This is a genomic window from Nitrincola alkalisediminis (assembly GCF_009821115.1).
Taxonomy (GTDB): domain Bacteria; phylum Pseudomonadota; class Gammaproteobacteria; order Pseudomonadales; family Balneatricaceae; genus Nitrincola; species Nitrincola alkalisediminis.
In genome coordinates, this window is sequence record NZ_VYTY01000003.1 from 26273 (window position 1) to 43253 (window position 16981).

17 protein-coding genes are annotated in these 16981 nt (G+C 48.1%); 6 read left to right on the forward strand and 11 right to left on the reverse strand.

The window, feature by feature from the left end:
• Positions 1-16 precede the first annotated feature (16 nt).
• The 5 genes from F5971_RS05565 to rhmD form a co-directional block, all read right to left on the reverse strand.
• Entirely contained in the window at positions 17-814 is a 798-nt protein-coding gene (locus tag F5971_RS05565) for an aldolase/citrate lyase family protein (RefSeq protein WP_193494382.1), read from the reverse strand.
• A gap of 22 nt (positions 815-836) precedes the next feature.
• Positions 837-2120, reverse strand: a complete 1284-nt coding sequence (locus tag F5971_RS05570; RefSeq protein WP_193494383.1) for a TRAP transporter large permease — start codon at positions 2118-2120, stop codon at positions 837-839.
• Positions 2117-2596 carry a TRAP transporter small permease gene (locus F5971_RS05575; RefSeq protein WP_193494384.1) on the reverse strand — a complete coding sequence of 160 codons (480 nt, stop codon included), beginning with the start codon at positions 2594-2596 and terminating at the stop codon, positions 2117-2119. The genes F5971_RS05570 and F5971_RS05575 overlap by 4 nt, the downstream gene beginning before the upstream one ends.
• A 13-nt stretch (positions 2597-2609) precedes the next feature.
• Entirely contained in the window at positions 2610-3617 is a 1008-nt protein-coding gene (locus tag F5971_RS05580) for a TRAP transporter substrate-binding protein (protein ID WP_193494385.1), read from the reverse strand.
• A 77-nt stretch (positions 3618-3694) separates the two neighbouring features.
• Positions 3695-4879: an L-rhamnonate dehydratase gene (gene rhmD, locus F5971_RS05585; RefSeq protein WP_193494386.1), complete on the reverse strand. Its 1185-nt coding sequence runs from the start codon at positions 4877-4879 to the stop codon at positions 3695-3697.
• 251 nt (positions 4880-5130) lie between these two features.
• On the opposite strand from rhmD, the gene F5971_RS05590 reads away from it, so the two are divergent.
• Positions 5131-6081: a LysR family transcriptional regulator gene (locus F5971_RS05590; protein WP_193494387.1), complete on the forward strand. Its 951-nt coding sequence runs from the start codon at positions 5131-5133 to the stop codon at positions 6079-6081.
• Between the two features lie 63 nt (positions 6082-6144).
• Here the strand turns inward: F5971_RS05590 and F5971_RS05595 are convergent, their stop codons facing one another.
• Both F5971_RS05595 and F5971_RS05600 read right to left on the reverse strand, forming a co-directional pair.
• Positions 6145-7518 carry a sensor histidine kinase gene (locus F5971_RS05595; protein ID WP_193494388.1) on the reverse strand — a complete coding sequence of 458 codons (1374 nt, stop codon included), beginning with the start codon at positions 7516-7518 and terminating at the stop codon, positions 6145-6147.
• A 4-nt stretch (positions 7519-7522) separates the two neighbouring features.
• On the reverse strand, positions 7523-8188 hold the full coding sequence (locus tag F5971_RS05600) for a response regulator (RefSeq protein ID WP_036507498.1): 666 nt from the start codon (positions 8186-8188) through the stop codon (positions 7523-7525).
• Between the two features lie 310 nt (positions 8189-8498).
• Here F5971_RS05600 and F5971_RS05605 point away from each other — a divergent pair, with 310 nt between their 5' ends.
• Genes F5971_RS05605 through F5971_RS05620 form a run of 4 tightly spaced genes read left to right on the forward strand, consistent with a single transcriptional unit; the run spans position 8499 to position 12567 of the window.
• The gene (locus tag F5971_RS05605; protein WP_193494389.1) at positions 8499-9494 is read left to right on the forward strand and encodes a Bug family tripartite tricarboxylate transporter substrate binding protein; all 996 of its coding nucleotides are present in this window, start codon (positions 8499-8501) and stop codon (positions 9492-9494) included.
• 52 nt (positions 9495-9546) lie between these two features.
• Positions 9547-9999, forward strand: a complete 453-nt coding sequence (locus tag F5971_RS05610) for a tripartite tricarboxylate transporter TctB family protein (protein ID WP_036507503.1) — start codon at positions 9547-9549, stop codon at positions 9997-9999.
• A gap of 14 nt (positions 10000-10013) precedes the next feature.
• Positions 10014-11531: a tripartite tricarboxylate transporter permease gene (locus tag F5971_RS05615; protein WP_036507506.1), complete on the forward strand. Its 1518-nt coding sequence runs from the start codon at positions 10014-10016 to the stop codon at positions 11529-11531.
• 16 nt (positions 11532-11547) lie between these two features.
• Positions 11548-12567 carry an AbrB family transcriptional regulator gene (locus F5971_RS05620; RefSeq protein WP_193494390.1) on the forward strand — a complete coding sequence of 340 codons (1020 nt, stop codon included), beginning with the start codon at positions 11548-11550 and terminating at the stop codon, positions 12565-12567.
• A gap of 26 nt (positions 12568-12593) precedes the next feature.
• On the opposite strand, the gene F5971_RS05625 is transcribed toward F5971_RS05620, so the two are convergent.
• Genes F5971_RS05625 through F5971_RS05640 form a run of 4 tightly spaced genes read right to left on the reverse strand, consistent with a single transcriptional unit; the run spans position 12594 to position 16018 of the window.
• Positions 12594-13121 (reverse strand): winged helix DNA-binding protein, encoded by a 528-nt coding sequence (locus F5971_RS05625; protein ID WP_112157969.1) that lies wholly within the window; start codon positions 13119-13121, stop codon positions 12594-12596.
• Complete coding sequence (locus F5971_RS05630) at positions 13121-14419, reverse strand: TRAP transporter large permease (protein WP_193494391.1); 1299 nt, start codon at positions 14417-14419, stop codon at positions 13121-13123. The genes F5971_RS05625 and F5971_RS05630 overlap by 1 nt, the downstream gene beginning before the upstream one ends.
• Before the next feature lie 13 nt (positions 14420-14432).
• Positions 14433-14984, reverse strand: a complete 552-nt coding sequence (locus F5971_RS05635; protein ID WP_036507515.1) for a TRAP transporter small permease — start codon at positions 14982-14984, stop codon at positions 14433-14435.
• Between the two features lie 50 nt (positions 14985-15034).
• Positions 15035-16018: a TRAP transporter substrate-binding protein gene (locus F5971_RS05640; protein WP_036507518.1), complete on the reverse strand. Its 984-nt coding sequence runs from the start codon at positions 16016-16018 to the stop codon at positions 15035-15037.
• Positions 16019-16233: 215 nt separating this feature from the next.
• Between F5971_RS05640 and F5971_RS05645 the strand changes: the two genes are divergently transcribed.
• Positions 16234-16980: a 5-oxoprolinase subunit PxpA gene (locus F5971_RS05645; protein WP_193494392.1), complete on the forward strand. Its 747-nt coding sequence runs from the start codon at positions 16234-16236 to the stop codon at positions 16978-16980.
• Position 16981: the final 1 nt, after the last annotated feature.

Below are 16981 nucleotides of genomic sequence, written 5' to 3' on the forward strand. Positions count from 1 at the left end.
CATTCAGTAAAACTTTTTAGTAAGTGCTGGATGGCAAACTGGTTGGCTGCTTCTTGTAGCGCGCAAGGGTATCAAGCGCACCTTTGCGCAGCAGGCTGATATCGATACCCACCGCAATAAACTGGCAACCTAATGCCTGATAACGACGAGCATCCTCTTCAAGTGGCGCAAGAATACCGACCGGTTTCCCCACTGCCTGAACGGCCTTGATCACCTGTTCAATGGCTCGTTGCACATCGGGATGCCCCGGATTACCTGGATACCCCATACCAATTGACAGATCTGCTGGACCAATGAATACGGCATCGACGCCATCAACTGCTGCAATGGAGCCCGCCTGCTCAACACCCTTGGGTGATTCCACCTGCACGATCAGGCACAGCGACTCATGTGCGATATTCAGGTAATCATCGACAGCGTCCCAGCGAGTCGCACGCACCAAACCACCCCCGACACCGCGAATGCCATGCGGTGGATAGCGCATGGCAGTGGCTAACGCCGCCGCTTGCCTTGCACTTTCCACCATGGGCACCATTAATGTCTGTACACCAATATCCAGTAACTGTTTGATTAATGCTGGATCCTGGTTAACACTCCGCACTACCGGTGCGACTGGGTACGGGGCAATGGCTTGTAACTGCGCCAAAATAGTCTGCAAGGTATTCGGTGCATGTTCACCGTCAATCAGTAACCAATCGAAACCGGTCCCTGCAAGTATTTCGGCACAATATCCCGTTGCAAAGCCTGCCCAGCATCCCCACAAAGGCTCATTTTTCAGCAGTGCTTCTTTAAATGTATTTACAGGAAGTTTCATAAGGATTTCCTCATGCTCGATGTTAGTCAAAGGCCCCAAGCAGTTCAGGCAGGCCAAGTGTGATGAAAGGCAGGTACATGATGCACAGCAACCCGACCACAAGCACTGTGAAAAAGGGTATGAGTGGGCGCAGGGTTTTCATGTAGTCGACTTTAGCAATCTTGCAGCCCAGCAAGACGATCAAAGCCACGGGAGGGGTTAGCGACCCTAAAAGGAGCGCAATAATGACCACTACAGAGAAATGAATCATATCGAAGCCGAATGCCTGAGCAACCGGTGTCAAAATGGGCACCATCAAGATAAGTGCTGAAATGGTTTCGATAAACATACCGACCAATATGAGTGCCAATACAATCAGCAACAGCACAATGGCAGGTTCATTCGTCATACTGGATAGTGCCGCAGCGATTGCCGCAGGCACACCTTCACGGGCCATAATCCAACTGAATAGTGCGGCACTGCCAAGAATGATCAAGATACTTGACGAGGTCACCACAGACTGGAAAGCAAAGCGATAGGTGTTCCTGACATTTAAGCGATGTGTAATCAGACCATAGCCAAGGCCATAGACAACAGCGACGATGCCCGCTTCCGTTGGAGTGAACAGTCCACTCTGGATACCCCCTACAATGATCACAGGCATGACAAGCGCAGGTGCGGCTTTTAGAAATATCTTACCTGTTTCTCTAAGACCAACCTTAAGGTGGCGTGGTGCTCCTATTTCATCTGCTTTCCAATAGACCAGTGCCATCATGATAAATGCCAGAAATAGCCCTGGGACAATGCCAGCCAGAAATAAGGTACCAATTGAAAGGCCTGTCATCGCACCATAGATCACCATGAGCAGACTCGGCGGGATGATTGGCCCAAGGATGGCGGAGGCCGCTGTAATCACGACAGCCCACTCAGGTTTATAACCTTCTTTTTTCATTGCCGGAATCATCATGCCGCCAACCGCAGCCACATCGGCTGATGCTGAACCCGATATACCCGAAAACAATACACTGGTCAGAATGTTAACCTGCCCTAATCCACCACGAATATGTCCCACTAACGAACGTGAAAACCCGACAATAGCCGTGGTGATACCACCATAGTTCATGAGATTTCCAGCAAAGATGTACAGCGGAATCGCGAGTAAGGGAAAACTATCCAGCGAGCTGAAAAAGCGCTGAGGCAGTACCAAAAGAGGAACGCCACCATCGATGAGAAGTACCGTAACAGCACTGAGTCCCATCGCAAACGCGATAGGCATGCCAATGCCAAGCAAAACAGTAAATATGATAAACATTAACGCAACGGTCATGTTAAATCCTCTTCGTCTGATTGTTCATTCAACGCATCACGACGAACGACAAAGGCAATAATCGTTAGCATTCCGCCAAGCGATATCGGAGCATATAGCCAGGCTCTGGAGATCCCTAAGGATGGCTGCATCGTTCCCAAAGCACGCAAGGTGAATCGGTAGCCCCAATAGGCTAAGAACGCGCAGAAAATGATTGATAAAATAGCCACAAGGACATATCTGCATGTTTCCAAGTGTTTGTTCTTAAAGTGAAAGAGCTCTACTTTAATCTCATCGCATTGGTAAACCACCACGGGCGTTCCAAGCAGTACCATCCAAACCAGCAGCATTCTGACCACTTCTTCTGTCCAAAAAAGTGGTAAGCCTAGGAAGAATCGGTTGATGACCTGCATGAAAATCAAAGCCATAATCACCGCAAAGATCGTGACGACTATGGCTCCCAAGGTGGCAAATGCAGTATCTAGATAACGACGCATTTGCATGCTCCTTTTAGAGTCCTTGTTGTTCAATTGACTCTAAAAGGTCAGTAGAACCGATGTTCGTCGCAAAGCGTTGACGAAATTGAGCCAGAGCATCTTGAAATGGTGCGGCGTCCACTTCATTAATCGTGATACCTTCTTCAGCCAATTTATCAAACCAAGCTTGCTCTCGCTCAGCCCACTCGCTACGTTGCATCTGAGCGGCCTCTTTTGCTGCACGCGTCACCGCCTCACGGTTTTTGTCAGAGAGTCTGTTGTAAAAAGCATCATTGATAGCAAAGCTGCCATCGAACAGGATATGGCGCGTTTTGGACAGCGACTCCGCCACTTCAAATATACGGAAGGTGTAGCCAACTTCAGGAGTTCCCTCCATCGCGTCCACAACACCTGTTTGCAATGCGGTGTAGACTTCAGGCATCGGAACAGGTGTGGGTTGGGCACTTAATGCTGAAAAGGTTCCTACAAAGACGGGTGATTCTGGCACTCGGATTTTTAAATTTCTAAAGTTATCGGGTGTTTCTATTTTTCGCTTTGCTAGATAGGTATCTCGGTACCCGGCCAGAATCCAGTTCAGCGGTCGAACGCCAGAGGTGTCAACGAGCTTATTGATCAACCCAAGGCCAATGTCACCCGTGACGACATTTTCCCAGTGATCAACATCGCGGTAGAGGTACGGTAGCGTTAGTAGGCCGAACTCGGGAACATAGTTGGCATATAAGCCAGACTCACCATACCCCATTTCGAGAACACCCAGTTCAACAGACTCGATTATTTCCCGTTGTCCACCCATTTGCCCAGAAGGGTAAATTTCTACCTTGATATCGCCATCACTATATTTAGCGGCGAGATCGCGGAATCTTTCGGCCGCTAGGTGCTGCTCCGAGTCTGTCGATATGTGATGAGCAAATCGAATTTTTGTTTCGGCATAGGCGCTAGAAAATGGCAGCATGATGCTTAAGCCAATAGCGCTCAGGGTGGTGATGACGGATGTAGTGCGTGAGGTGTTATTTGTTTTCATTGTAAGTTCCTCTGCTTTCAGTAGGTTTAACGCCCTTACTTTTTATTGTTAAAAGGGCATTTGTGGCAAGGGTATGGTCAATGTTGGTATGGCCTAGAAAGGTCACATTCCGGGTTAAGGCGAACGCCAAATCCAGGCTTGTCGAGCTTGGTGGCGGACATGCGTCCCTTTTCGGGTATTGGCTCATCTAACAGTAAGGGGGTGAACATGGGGACGACTTCATCGGCCTGTGGTGCCATCATTAAGAACTCGGCAAAGGGACTGTTGTGGCGAGTAATCACAAAATGGTAGCTGTAAACTGAAGAGCCATGCGGTACGACGAGCTTATTATGTGCATCGGCAAGCGCTGAAATTTTAATCAGCTCCGTCATTCCGCCACACCAGCCTACATCCGGTTGAATAACGTCACAGCAGTCCATTTCCAATAACATACGGAAACCCCAGCGCGTAGCCTCATGTTCGCCAGTGTTCACTAACATGCCTTTAGGGACGTCGCGCTTAAGCTGAGCATAGCCCCAGTAATCATCGGGTGGCAGCGCTTCTTCAATCCATTTTAGGTTGTAGGCTTGAGCTTCTTGCGCTAAACGTGTCGCGTAGTTTGCATCAAGGCTCATCCAGCAGTCATACATTAACCAGAAATCATCACCGACGGCACTTCGCATTTTTGCCAAGTGTTCAATGTTTTTACGCAGCCCTTCGTCACCTTCTGCAGGACCATGTATCAGCGGCATTTTTCCACCAATAAAGCCCATCTGTTTGGCCAGATCTGGGCGTGCGCCCGTGGCATAAAAAACCAATTCATCACGAACAGGACCACCTAGTAGCTGATGGACGGGTTGTTGTCGTACCTTACCCAGTAGATCCCAAAGTGCTAAGTCAATGCAGGAGATAGTATTGATCACAACGCCTTTGCGGCCGTAGTAAAGGGTGGCATTGAACATCTGGTCCCAGATTTTTTCGATTTCTGTGACTTGCTTACCCTCAACAAAACGTGCGAGATGCTTTTCAGCGATCCAAGCGCCGATTTCACCTCCAGTTGTAACCGCAAAGCCAATGCTGCCATCACTGGCTTCAACTTCGACCACTAAAGTACCGAGTACATTGAGTCCAAAGCTACGCCGTGTCATGCGGTATTCAGGGTATTTGCTCATAGGCGTCGCGATTTGCGAGTCGATCCAATGGCCTTCAGCTTGATCATGGTAATCCGCACCGCCACCACGAACAGTATAGGCACGCAATTGCGTTATAGTTATGTTGTTCATTTAATTTCCTTTAACATATTTTTAATACAGTGACCTTTAGCAAAACTCTATGTAAAAGTGGGCATGGCAGCCAATGCTTATCAAGCTCTGTCCGATACCTTTTTGTTATTGGTAGGACCTACGCCCTAGAGTGGCGCGGCTTTGGGGAGTGGAGTGAGGCGTAAGAGGATCGGGTTGTTTAGACTAAAGTCGCATAGGTTGGCTTGGCGCTTTGCCATACTGTTTAGGTATCAATTCGTCAGGAAATAACAATGGATAGCTTTCCGTCACTTGTCACAAGGTTGCGCTATAAGCATCTGCTGATGATTGCAACATTAGGAAAATGCGAAAACCTACATCAAACCGCTGCATCGATGCATATGTCTCAGCCGGCGGCTACCCGAATGCTGAGTGAAATAGAAGGATTCTTGAACTGTTCATTGTTTGTGCGTACCGCGCGTGGCATGCATCCCACCGCTGTCGGTACCATGTTGATTGAATTTGCCGACAATGCTTTAACACGTTTAGATCGTTGCGCCGAAGAAATTCATCGTTACAAGCTAGGTGGGCGAGGTCAGCTTACCGTAGGTGCCATTATGGGGGCCGCTCCTGACCTGGTAGCACAGTCTATCATTGAAATTAAGCGCCAACGGCCACTCTTACAAATTCGCCTGATGGGTGAAACGAGCGATCAGTTAGTGACACTGCTTGAACAGGGGAGTATCGACTTAGCCATTGCCCGCTATGTCACATCGATCCAGCATAACCAATTTGACTTTGAGCCACTCGGTAATGAGAAGTTAGTGACCGTTGTTCGTTGTCATCATCCTCTTATACAGGCCGATTTACCGCCGCTTAAAGAGTTGCTGGAGTCCTGGCCGTGGATACTTCAGCCTATAGCGACTCCCGCTCGTCAAGCGTTTGAGAAAGGGCTTGAGTTAGAAGGGTTGGTGTCTCCTCGTGACATTATTGAGTGCGGTTCTATATTTGCGGCGCTGCAATTGATTCAAAAAAGCGATGCTTTGCTGGTGATGGCTGAAACGGTTTTAAAGGATCACTTAACCGCGGGTTTGATTGAAAAGCTACCACTGTCACTGAGTCAAACGCTTGCTCCCTTTGGCTTGCTTACCCGAAAAGATACGGTCTATGGTGAGCCGATCACTGGTTTTTGTGAGATTATTCGAAATAATGCCTACCAATGGAGGAAGATTGTGGGAGATTAAACGTTGAACCTGAGTTCTTATTGTGGTGATACCGAAGGGCTTATCCCATATGGAGAGGCCAGTCTACAACGGAAAGGTCACTGCAACCGACAAACCACCTTGCTCGGACCGGCCCAGACGCAATTGAGCATTATGCGATTGCGTGACTTGGCTCACGATGGATAAGCCCAATCCACTGCCTTTTTCATCCCGATTCACGCGATAAAAGCGTTCGGTCACGTGTGCAATGGCATCATCCGGTATACCTACCCCTTCATCCTCGACACTTAAGCACACACTATTGTCGATTTGCTCTAATTTTACGCGAATCACTCCCGTATAAGCCGCATGGGGACCACCCGCATGCACGCTGGCGTTGTCGATCAAATTGGTTAATAACCATTGCACCATAATGGGATCGCAGCGGATTAGAAATGGTCGGTCATTGGCGATAAACTCAAGTTCTTGGTCTCGTTTTAGAAGGCGATTGAGCAGGCGAGCACAGGCTTCTCGGCAGATGGGTTGTAGATCATGAGGCATCAATGCAGACGCATCCACCAAATCACTTTTTGTTTTGGCATACTTCAGGAGCTGCTGGGTTGTATGAGCGGCATACTCCGTTGTTTTGCAGATGGACTGCAAATAGTGTTTTAGAGCGGGGTCGGTGCACTGTTTTTCGGACATTTCAGCTAACACACTGATTTCAGCGATTGGCGTGCGCAGTTGGTGTGAGACATCTGCGTTAAATTGTTGAATATGTTGCATATTTTGCTTTATTTTGACCATTAAATGATTAATGCTATCAACCAAGGCTTGAACCTCATTCGGAACCTTTTCTTGCAAAGGTGAAAGGTCTTGAGCGGAGCGTCGACGTAAGGCCCGCTCAATCCGTTTTAAAGGGATCAGGCCTTTGTGAATGGCAAATAAGGCGATGCCGAGTAGACTAATACCCAGTGCGAGGTTGATGCCGAGCAGGTTTGATAAAAAGGCGTCCAGTAAATTTTCTCGTCCCTCGCGTGATTCAGCGACAATGACCTCCACAGGGCTCCCCGTTGTTGAACCACGCACAGGAATAAATAAACGCAATGCCCTCAACTCAGTTCCAGCAAAGACTGTGTCGTAGAAGATAGCCTCATTATTTTGCTCCACTGGACCTTGCAAGCCTTCAAATCCAGTCAGTAGGCGGCCGTGGGCATCCTTTACTCGATAAAACAGTTTGCCTTGTCCTCCTGTACCCAGCGAGTTTACGGAAAAATAATTCATATTGATCCGAACATCGCCTTCTGAAACGAACAAGCGCTCTTCGAAGCGTTCGGCACCCATTCGCAGCAGGGTATCAAAACTACTATCAATCCGCTGCGCGAACACTATGCGGCTGACGTACAAAGACGAGGAAATCAAGATGATCAGCGGGAGGATAAACCAGAGTATGAGTCGAGCACGGATTGAATAGCGCATTGAATTAATCCAAGCTGTCCATCATGTATCCTAAGCCTCTCACCGTGCGAATGGCCACCGCAGCCCCCAGTTTCTTACGGATACGCGAGACATAGGTTTCGATAGCACCTGCACTGATGTCTTGCTCCAGAGAGGCAATGCTGTCGGCCACTTGATCTTTGCTCAGTAAGCGTCCGCGATTCAGCATAAAGTACTCAAGTACAGCGAGTTCACGTCGGTGCAGGGATACGATCTCACCGTTTAACGTGAGGGTTCGTGAAGCTAAACATAACTCTACATCCCCATTTTTGAGGCGATTGTCTGAAAATGAGCGGCTTCGGCGGATAACGGCTCGGACGCGTGCCACAACCTCTTCGAGCGAAAAGGGCTTGCAGAGGTAATCATCCGCACCTTCCTCTAACCCTGTGATCCGTTGATCGAGTCGATCCCTTGCCGTAATGATGATGACGGGTATGGGGTTCTTCTGGCGACGTAAATACCGAAGAATTTCGATTCCATCCATGCCGGGCAAGCCAAGATCCAGCATCAATAAATCGTACTGACCGCTTTTAAGCCAAGGGATGCCTTGCATACCATCCATTAGTAAATCCACGTAGTAGCCTGCTTCTTCAATGGCTGTCTTCAGGCCCTCTGCAAGAATGGCGTTGTCTTCTAGAATCAGAATCTTCATGTCAAAACCACGTATTAAGACGGTGGAGGAAAAGAGACAAGAGCGGTCACTGTATGAGACATTGTCCTCCAAATACATTGTTCATGTCATTATTTAACGCTATCTAAAAGGATGTTGCCACTCATTAATGCAGGTAGGTCGCTTGTATCGACTGAGTCTCTTTGTGTTAATACTTTAGTCTAAAATTAGGAAAATAAGTCAGTCTTGACAGCTTTATGACAGTTTAGCCTCATATAGTGCAATCATGCCCTTACAGTCCATGTGATGTAGTTGGCATCTATTCAAACAATAATTAAAAGGTTTAAACATCATGGCGATATCCTTACGCAAATCCATCAAACTGGCTGCATGTGCTTTGGCCATTCCCCTGCTGGTTTCTTCAACCCTTGCCGCGGCTGATAACTATCCCAATCGTCCTATTGAGGCGGTTGTCGGTTTTGGTACGGGCGGGAGTGCCGATCGTATGACACGGATCATGTCGAATCATCTTTCTCAAGAGTTAGGTGTTCCTGTTCGCGTGACTAACCGCCCAGGGGCGGGTACTCAAATCGCTGCAAACTACATTTTGAATGCACCGGATGAAGGCTACCATCTTTTTTCGTCGACCTTCGCACCCTATCTGACCAATACCATTTTGGCGGGTGATGCGACCTACAGTGTTGATGATTTTTCCTATGTGAATTTTCAATGGTTTGACCAAGATTTGATTGCCGTCAATAAAGACAGTGGTTATTCAAGTCTTGCTGAAGTGATTGAAACCATCAAAAACCAACCGGGTAAAGTGCGTGCGTCTGTGGTGCAGGGCTCGGCAGGGCATTTGATGGCGAGGATTCTGTTGGATGCCTATGGTATTCCTCAAAACCATTTAAATCTGGTGACCTATAACAGTGGTGGTGAAGCGAGGACAGCCGTAGCGGGTGGCCAAGTGGATTTGGTTTTGATCAGTGCTGAAGGCAGCGAGAGCATCCGCGAGTTTTTAATTCCGCTGGCGATTGTGAGTGATGAGCGCATTGAACAGTGGGACGTACCAACGGTCAATGAAGCCTTAGCTCCACTTAACATTGAAGTGCCTGTACTGCAGGGATCAATGCGCGGTTTTGCCGTGAGTGCAGAGTTTGAGCGTCGTCACCCTGAGCGTTATAAAAAACTGGCCGATGCGATGCAAAATGTGCTGGCCAAAAAAGACCTGCAAGAAGAGCTACGTCGTCACGATATCGGTGGTATTTGGGTCGGTCCTGAAAAATCAAAACAGATGATGAAAGAGAACTTCGAAACCTTCAGTCGTTATGCCCAACTCTTAAACTAACTTCTCTGCAACTTAATGCTGCCCATCCACTGGGCAGCACAGGATTCGAGTGATGAACAAGCCCCGATACGATGTCGGCCATCTCTGTATGTTAATAGGGTTGGTTGGATTTACGCTTTGGTATTTGAGTGATGCGATTCGTGTTTCATTTACCGTACCCAATCTACTGCTGATTATGCCCGTTGCAATCGCCATCCTGATGCTAGCCTTAGCTGAACTGTTGATGAGCTGGCGTGGCGGTAAATTATTTGAGGCGGTTGATGATGAGCCTGTGCGCGAGATACTGCCAATTATTCTTTTGTTTGCCGTCTATGTCTTGTCCTTGCCTTGGCTGGGGTTTGATTTAGGCACAATTTTGTTTGTTGCGATTTTTCTTCGCATGAAAAAAGAAACGAACTGGTATTGGGTGATTGGCTACAGCGTTGGGTTTGGTTTAGCCATTGCGCTGTTTTTTGCGTTGATGTTGCCATATCCCATGCCAATGACGTTTCTTCCGATAGATTAACAAGGTGACGTATCATGATTGATGTTGCTGCGAGTATTTCAGCACTCTCTATGCTGATGACCAGTTTGACGCCTTGGCTGATTGTGATTCCGGGCATTATTATTGGTTTGATTTTTGGTGCCACGCCGGGCCTGCAAATTTCCATGGCCATGGCCATTTTCTTACCCATGACCCTCTACATGGACTTTCTGCAAGCCATGTTGTTTTTAACGGCTATCTTCACAGGTGGGTCATTCGGCAGTGGTATACCCGCTATTTTGATGAATATACCGGGCACATCGTCTGCCATTGCCACAGCTTTTGATGGTTACCCGATGGCCAAGAAGGGCAAGCACAATGAAGCATTGGGCATTGCCTTGGCATCCTCTGTGTTTGGGGTTTTGGTCGGGTATTTGATTCTCTTTATGATGATTCAGCCGATTTCATTGATGGTGCTCAAATTGGGTCCATCTGAAATGTTTATGGTGATCTTGTGGGGGATGACGTTAATTGCCAGCTTACGTGGTGAGTATGTTTTAAAAGGCTTGATTGCAGGTCTTGTTGGTTTGCTGATTGGAACCATTGGCTTCAATGAAATTGGAATGGCCCGCGGTACATTGGGAAGCTTCTATTTATTTGACGGAATTCCGGTGATTCCCGCAATGATGGGGATGTTTGCCGCGTCTGAGCTGTTCCGTATTGCCAATAAGCAATTCATTGTCGAAAACAAAGCGTCGCGTAAAGTGGAGCTGCGTAAAATCGGCCAAGGCTGCAAAATGGCCTTTCAATCCCCCTTAGTCATGTTGCGGGGATGTTTGATGGGGGTCTTTGTGGGTGCGGTTCCTGGTGTGGGCTCATCTGTCTCAAATCTGCTTTCATATGTGGAAACCAAACGTCGTGATCCCGATCCAGATTCCTTTGGCAAGGGCAACCCGAAAGGCATCGTGGCGTCCGAGTCGGCCAACAGCACATCCGAGGCCGGTTCTATGGCAACGCTGCTGGCACTGGGTATTCCGGGGGGAGGTGCAACGGCGGTGATGCTGGCGGCCTTTGCTATGCACAATATCACGGGCGGCCCACAGTTTATTCGTGAGCAGACTGATATCGTGTATGCCATTATCTTTGCCAATTTTGCGCAGGTGTTTTTCTTGATGATTCTGGGGCTGTTATTTATTCCGCTCTTGGCGAATATCATCAAGGTGCCGATGCGCTATTTGATACCAACTGTGCTGGTCTTAGCTGTGATGGGGTCGTTTGGATTGACGGGTAACTTTGTTGGGCCGTTCACGGTTCTGGCATTTGCAGTGATTGGCTGGTTGATGCGTCGTTACGGCTACTCCGTTCCGGCAGCGGTCATCGGGATCTTGCTTGGGGCCATGGCTGAAAAAACCTTATTGCACACCTATCAAATCAGTGGTGGCGATATCAGCTATTTGCTCGAGCGTCCTGTAACACTCGCTATTATAGGCTTATTGTTGTTATCCTTATTTGGACGTCACCTGTTAGCACTGATGCGTTTTTCCATGCACAAGATGTCAGCAGCTAAAAATTGACACTAGGGCTTTCTCTTTGAAAACACTCTATACCTGCGTACTTGGGGCACTGGGCGGATATCTCGCCTGGTGGCTGAATCTTCCACTGCCTTGGATGCTAGGCCCCCTTTTCTTGGTGACGTTACTTGCCATCAAGGGCATCTCTGTGCGGGTTGATCGTCGAGTTAATCGCTTCTTTCTCGGTGTTTTAGGCTTTTGGCTTGGCACCGGGTTTGAAGCGAGCTTACTCAGTGAAGCCCTTCATTGGTACTCAAGTGTCTTGCTTATGGTGGTGTCAGTGGCACTTACCCTTGTGGTGAATACCTGGTTGTTTAATCGAATTGCAAAGTTAGATTTGATTACCTCGGTATTTTCATCTTTGCCAGGCACGATGAATGCGGTTGTGATCCAAGGTGAGCAATTAGGTGGAGATGCACGTTGGATTGCCATTGCGCAGACCCTGCGTATCTCTCTGGTGGTGATCAGTACAACGCTTATCTTCTACTTTATGCCGGGACAAAACCTACAGGGCTCAAGCCCAGAAGTAGGGCAGCTGCTGGATCTACTTTGGGTGTTGCTCGTGCCGTTGGGTTGGTGGGGTGCGAGAAGGCTGCGCATCCCAATGGCTGAGTTTCTGGGGCCTTTGATGATCAGTGCAGTTCTTGCTGTGTCTGGGATCGACATCGATTTACCCGGTTGGGTCATGATGATGACCTTTGTGGTGTTGGGCTCGTCAATCGGCAGTCGTTTTTTTGGGACTCAGGTTCGGGAACTGCTCAAAGTCAGTGTGTTTGCGGTATTGGCCACGGCCATCGGCATGGTGATTGCTGCAATCATGGCGGCGGTCACTTGGACTTTAACCGATATCCCCTTGTCTCATGCATTTCTAGCCTTAGTGCCGGGTGGAGTGGGTGAGATGGCCTTGATTGCGACGGTCGCAGGGATCGATCCGATCTATGTTGTGTTTATTCACGTGTTTAGGATGTTCATCTTAATCTTATGCACCCCATTAATTAGTCATTTATTGGGGCGCTACGCTAGCAAAACTGAATCGTAAGTTGAGATGAATACAACCGATAGGCTTTACAAAGAGGCTGCCGAACGTGCCGCTTGATCATAAAGACCCGACATGGCACGTAAAGACGCCGCAATTTGATGCATATCTTCAGGAGCAATGCCTAAACTTGCCAGAGACTCAACCAAACAGGCCTCGCGTATTTCGGCATATTGCATGCAGGTTGTTTGACCTAACTCTGTGGTTTTGAAGAAGGTTTCCTTACCTTGCTTCTGGTTAGACAGGAGTTCCAGTTTCGTCAGTTTCTTAAGGGCATAACTGACTGTATGGCTGTCTTCAATATTTAACACCAAACAGATGTCCGCTAAACGCTTAGCGCGTTCACGGTGATTTACACTGTGGAGCACTAAAATATCCAACGAGTTAAGCTCCGAAAAGCCAACCGCCGTCATGCAACGCACCATCCAGCGATTAAACGCATGGCCTGCAATGATCAAACCAAACTCGAATTCAGAGAGCTCTTTCGCTTTACGCGAAAGATGCTCTGAAGACACGATGGGCCCTAGTCCGTCTTTTTTTAAGTGTGTAAGGGGCATTAGCGATTACTCATAGCCTCAGGTAAAAAAGTTACTATCTGAGGAAAGAGTGTAATCAAAATAACGCCTAATAACATTAAGAAAAAGAAAGGCAGTGCCGCATAGGCAATTTGTAGAATATTTTTCCCTGTCATACCTTGTAACACAAATAAGTTAAAACCAACGGGCGGTGTTATTTGCGACATTTCCACAACGATAACAAGATAGATGCCAAACCAGATCAAGTCGATACCGGCGGCTTCAACCATCGGCAGCATGATGGAGGTGGTTAACACGACGACAGAAATGCCATCTAAAAAACAGCCCATAATAATGAAAAACAGCGTTAACACGGCCAACAGCATGAAGGGCGATAGGTCGTAGGTGGCAATCCATCCCGCTAACTGACTTGGGATTTGCGTAAAGCCCATCGCGGCGGTTAGAAAGGATGCGCCCGCTAAGATAAACGCAATCATGCAAGAGGTTTTGACGGCACCGAGGGTGGCATCGGAAAAACTCTGCCAAGTTAAAGCGCCGTTGGCATAGGCCAGCACTAAAGACAGGACCACGCCGATTGCTGCTGCTTCTGTGGGGGAGGCGAGACCTCCATAAATTGAGCCAATGACCCCGATGATCAGTGCCATCATTGGAATCAGCCGACGAGAACGGTGTAGCTTTTCTTTAAATGAAATCGGCGCATCCGCCGCAGGCACACGATCAGGGTAGCGCCATGACCAATACACCAAATAGGCTGCAAACAAGCTGATCAGCATGAGGCCAGGGAAAACACCTGCCATAAACAGCCGCGCAATGGATTGATCAGTTGCGACAGCGAAGACAATAAGAATAATGGATGGCGGGATGAGTAAGCCAAGCGTTGCCGAGCCAGCCAGTGTTCCGATAATCAGACGTTCATCATAACCGCGGCGTGTCAGTTCAGGCAGCGTCATTTTACCCATGGTGGCACAGGTGGCTGCAGATGAACCTGATACGGCAGCGAAGAGACCGCAGCCCACAACATTGGTGTGCAATAAGCGTCCGGGTATGCGTTGCATCCAAGGCGCGAGCCCTGTGAACATGTCCTCGGCAAGGCGTGAACGAAATAGAATCTCCCCCATCCAGATAAACATGGGGAGGGCGGTTAATTCCCAACTGTAACTGGCGCTCCAAATATCAGAGGCCATCATGTCCCCAACGGGAATTGATGTGAACTGGCTAATGCCTATCCAGCCCAGTGCTAACAGGGAGAAGGCAACCCAAACGCCTGATCCTAAAAAAATAAATAGGGCTAGGGTCAAAACAATCATCATTAACAGCATAGTATAGCCCCTATCATTCGTGTCCGGAGTCGTCTATTTGAAAGGCACTTGGATGCGTGAAGGCTTGAATGAGCCGATTTAACCACGTTTCAAATAAGGCCAACGAAAAGAGTGCAACGCCCGTGAGCATGACGGTTTGAGGTATCCAAAGTGGGATGCGTAGTAATCCGTAGGACATCTCATTAAAGCTCCAACTGTCCTCAACCAAGCGAAAGGTATACACGCTGAGGTATGCGCATAGGGCCAATGCCAAGGATAAACACCAAAGCTCAACAAATACGCGCACTTTGGGTGATAAATGGCTGATGAGCAGGGTCACGCGAATATGGCCATTATGTATAAAGGTATAGGCTAAGCCTAAAAAGCTCGCGCCGACCAGAAGAAATCCGGATATTTCGGACAAACCGGGAATGACTAAGCCAAGATTGTCGAAGCCGAGCCAAGCACTGAGTTTATCGAGAAGGCGTCCGAGTACTTGTAAGGTAATTAAGCTGCAGATGAGCACCAGACAAGCCGCGGCACCGAACGCCCCAAAAGTATATAAAGGTCGCAGTCGGTAATGCATGATGAGTTACCTGAAAAAAGACCGGTCGCTTGGCGATCCGGTCATGATGCTTATTGAGCGGCGTAGCGCTGGAGGATAGCTTGGCCTTGAGCACCGGCTCTTTCAAGCCACTCGTGTGTCATGATGTCGCCGATTTCTTTAAGGGCAGCTGACAAGGCTTCAGACGGTTCGCTTACCTGAATGCCATTGTCTTTAAGCACTTGGATGGCGGATTGCGTTTCTGCTTGACTCATTTCCCAGCCACGCTTCTCAGCGGCTTCGGCCGCGTCCAATACGGCTTGCTGTACCTCTGGGCTTAAACGCGAGAAGGCCTGCTCGTTGACGATGACCATATTCTTTGGAATCCACAACTGAGTGTGGTTAAAGTGGCTAAGATAATCCCAAGCTTTGGTATCGGCACCCGTTGCTGGTGAGGTCATCATCGCGTCCACGCGACCTGTACTGAAAGCCGTTGGGATATCGGGCACTTCTATTTGAGTCGGAACGGCGTGTACAAGTTGTGATAAGCGTTCGCTAGATAGGTTATAGGCACGAATTTTAAGATTTCTAAGGTCACTAACATCATTGAGTTCTTTTTGTGAATATAAACCTTGTGGTGGCCAGGGTACGGCAAAGAGTAGACGGATGCGTTGCTTTGCTAACTCTTCGGAAATGATCTCTTTTGAGGCTTGCCATAAGGCCCAAGCTTCATCGTAGTTTGATGCCAAGAAGGGAACAGAGTCGACATCAAAGATCGCATTTTCATTGGCCAAGCGTGACATAATGAGCTCACCGGATGGCACGATTCCACGACGAACGGCATTTTTGATTTCGGCATGACCGATTAACGAGCCGTTAGAATGGACATTGATGGTTAAATCTCCCCCTGTTCGTTCGGCAACATCATCAGCAAATGCTCGAATATTAACGGTATGAAAGGTTCGATCACCATAGGGTGTGGGCATATCCCAGCTGGTCGCTGCAAAGGCAGACGTGACAGCACTAGCACTCATTACAACGGCGAGTGCCGTTTTCAGCAGACGGTTTGTAGACATATTTTTCGACCTCAAAAGGTTTATTTATCTTATTTTTCGCATAAGGGGCACTGAAAAATGATCACAGAGCATTCACGATGCTTCTTGTGTTAAGGAGAGTAGACAAGAACCCGTCGATTCGTCAACATTATTTTTACAATTTATCGATAATTTATTTGCAAATTGTATTTGTTTTGTTAAATTTCATTTAAAAATAACTGAGAAAGAGCCGTGTCATGACCCAATTACGTTTAAATGCAGATGTTGGAGAAAGCTTTGGAGCATGGCGGATGGGACAGGACGAAGCTGTTATTCCGCACATTCACCTTGCGAATATTGCCTGCGGCTTCCATGCATCCGATCCAGATGTCATGCGCTCAACCATACGTTTGGCACAACAACATCAGGTTAAAATAGGGGCGCATCCAGCGTATCCTGATTTACAAGGGTTTGGTCGGCGTTCATTGCAGTGTACGCCTGAGCAGGTTGAAAACTTAGTGCTGTATCAGTTGGGTGCGTTGCAGGCGTTGTGCCGTGCCGAGGGCACCGAAGTGACCTATGTTAAACCCCATGGCGCGTTGTACAACGATATGATGAAAAATGAAGCGTTGCTGCGTGCGATCTTGCGAGGTGTGAAGGCCTATTCAGAACATTTACCCTTGATGATCATGTCTACGGCGGACAACTCACGTGCTAAAGCCATGGCAGCAGAGGAGGGCATGAGCCTGATGTTTGAAGCCTTTGCCGATCGTGCCTACGATGATGCAGGTTTCCTCGTTTCTCGGCACTTGCCCAATGCAGTTCATCACGATCCTGACACTATTATCGAACAAGCGATACGAATCGCACACAAACAACCCTTGTTATCCAATACCGGAACCTGGCTGTCTTTAGAAGCCGATACTCTTTGTGTTCATGGCGATAATGAAGAGTCTATCGCGGCGGTGAAGCGTATTCGCACCGCATTGGATGAGTTAAGCTAAT